The sequence below is a fragment of the Lyngbya aestuarii BL J genome, from assembly GCF_000478195.2.
In the GTDB taxonomy this organism is placed as follows: domain Bacteria; phylum Cyanobacteriota; class Cyanobacteriia; order Cyanobacteriales; family Microcoleaceae; genus Capilliphycus; species Capilliphycus aestuarii.
Genome location: NZ_AUZM01000205.1, coordinates 1 through 1,416 on the forward strand (window position 1 = coordinate 1; position 1,416 = coordinate 1,416).

Below are 1,416 nucleotides of genomic sequence, written 5' to 3' on the forward strand. Positions count from 1 at the left end.
AGAACAAATGCAGCAAAGCATCCTCGCCAGTGGATGTGAAATTGTCACAGTTGCAGTCCGACGGGTTCAAACCCAAGCCCCCGGACATGAAGGACTTGCAGAAGCCATTGACTGGACAAAAATTTGGATGCTTCCCAACACCGCAGGCTGTCAAAATGCAGAAGACGCCATTCGGGTAGCCCGTTTAGGACGGGAGATGGCAAAATTATTAGGACAGGAAGACAACAATTTTGTCAAGTTAGAAGTTATCCCAGATCCCAAATATCTGTTACCTGATCCTTTTGGTACCTTAGAAGCCGCAGAACAGTTGGTAAAAGAAGGGTTTGCAGTGCTTCCCTATATTAACGCTGATCCGTTGGTTGCCAAACGTTTAGAAGAAATTGGCTGTGCGACAGTCATGCCTTTGGGTTCGCCAATTGGTTCGGGACAGGGAATTAAAAACGCTGCCAATATCGAGATTATCATCGATAATGCCAAAGTTCCCGTTGTGGTGGATGCGGGAATTGGAACCCCAAGTGAAGCCGCGACAGCGATGGAAATGGGCGCCTCGGCGTTATTAATTAATTCAGCGATCGCTTTAGCCGGACAGCCTGCGATCATGGCACAAGCGATGGGAATGGCGACTCAGGCGGGTCGTTTAGCGTATCTATCGGGACGGATTCCCATTAAAAATTATGCCACAGCTTCTTCTCCGGTGACGGGAACGATTAGTTCTTAAGTCTTGTGATCTAAAGTTCTCAGAGGTTCCCTACCCAGGGGAACCCACAAGTATACCTAAAGTTATTTAACTATGGGCAAATTTTTGTTACTCTAGACTAAATCAAATGAAACGAGGACATTAATTTATGCCTTATACAACCGAAGAAGGTGGACGCCTAAACAACTTTGCTGTTGAACCCAAAGTTTATACTGCTGAACCTCCGAACAAAAATCAAGTCCGCAATTATATCATTTTAGGATCTTTAGGTATTGCTTTAATTGTTGGTTTAATTGTTGTCGCGGTTGGAGTTTCTGGTTAACAAAAGAGAAGATTTTTTAGCATCGTTCTTTAAATTAAATTAGGCGTTCTTAACTCATCCAGGTGTTTGAAAGTTCAGATACCTGGTTTGTTTTTTTATCAATAGAAGAACCTCTCCCTAACCCTCTCCTAGAAGGCGAGGGAATAATATTAATTAATGGCGAGGGGGGTCAAGAAGAACCTCTCCCTAACCCTCTCCTACCTCACCGCAACGCCCTCTCCTACGAGGAGAGGGAAATTGTGTCCCTCGCGGGACTATTAATTAGTCGAGAGGGAAAAGGTGTCCCGTCGGGGACTATTTATTAATCGCGAGGGGAGTTAACTTTCTTCGGTCCTTTTAGGGGGCCCCCAGGGCTGTTTCATTCTCAGTTAAAAATTGCCGGGGTTGATGGTGAGTC

Annotated in this window: 3 protein-coding genes; all 3 read left to right on the plus strand. The window is 45.1% G+C overall.

Annotated elements, in window-relative coordinates; translation table 11 throughout:
- Window positions 1-718, plus strand: a 718-nt coding sequence (locus tag M595_RS27535; RefSeq protein WP_040484778.1) for a thiazole synthase, incomplete at its 5' end; no start/stop codon positions are given.
- Between the two features lie 127 nt (window positions 719-845).
- Window positions 846-1,019 (plus strand): photosystem II assembly protein Psb34, encoded by a 174-nt coding sequence (gene psb34, locus M595_RS30870; RefSeq protein ID WP_009787864.1) that lies wholly within the window; start codon window positions 846-848, stop codon window positions 1,017-1,019.
- A 62-nt stretch (window positions 1,020-1,081) separates the two neighbouring features.
- A complete protein-coding gene (locus tag M595_RS27540; RefSeq protein WP_023069334.1) occupies window positions 1,082-1,324 on the plus strand; it encodes a hypothetical protein in 243 nt (80 codons plus the stop codon).
- The last annotated feature ends 92 nt before the right edge of the window (window positions 1,325-1,416 follow it).